1 pseudogene is annotated in these 612 nt (G+C 64.2%); it reads right to left on the bottom strand.

Annotation, left to right across the window (positions count from 1 at the left end):
• Positions 1–612: pseudogene (locus CQZ88_RS30370) on the bottom strand (4-hydroxyphenylacetate 3-hydroxylase N-terminal domain-containing protein); the annotation flags it as partial.

The raw sequence follows: 612 nt of genomic DNA, 5'->3' as shown, positions 1-612 counted from the left end.
ACCGCCGGCGCCGGTCGCGTCGAGGGCCTTCATCAGCAGGCCCGCGATGAAGTCGAGCTTGACCGCAAGGCGGGTGCAGCCCTGCAGCGTGAAGCGCTGGAGGAAGCCCGAGCCGCCGAGGAAGTTGTTGATCTTCTCCACGTCCCCGTACATGAACACGTTCTCCCACGGCACGAGCACCTTGTCGAAGATGAAGATCGCGTCGTTCTCGTCCATGCGCGAGGACAGCGGGTAGTCGAACGGGGATCCGACGACGTTGGCGTTCTGGCTGTAGGAGGCCCGCGAGATCAGCTTGATGCCGGGCGCGTCCATCGGCACCGTGCAGATCAGGGCGAATTCCTTCTTCTTGATCGGCAGGCCGTAGTGGGCGATGAAGTTGTAGTTGGTGATCGCCGAGCCGGTGGCGACGACCTTGGCGCCGGAGACGATCAGGCCCGCGTCGGTCTCCTTCTCGACCTTCATGAACACGTCGCCCACCTCGTCCGGCGGCAGCGACCGGTCCACCGGCGGGTTGATGATCGCGTGGTTCCAGTACAGGACCTTCTCCTGCGACTCGCGGTACCAGCGCTTGGCGTTGTCCTGGAACGGCGAGTAGAACTCGTCGTTGGCGCC

It is taken from the genome of Rhodococcus sp. ENV425, assembly GCF_002887785.1.
Lineage (GTDB): Bacteria > Actinomycetota > Actinomycetes > Mycobacteriales > Mycobacteriaceae > Rhodococcus > Rhodococcus aetherivorans.
Note: the sequence above shows the minus strand (reverse complement) of the source record. Positions and strands in the feature narration are given on the sequence as shown.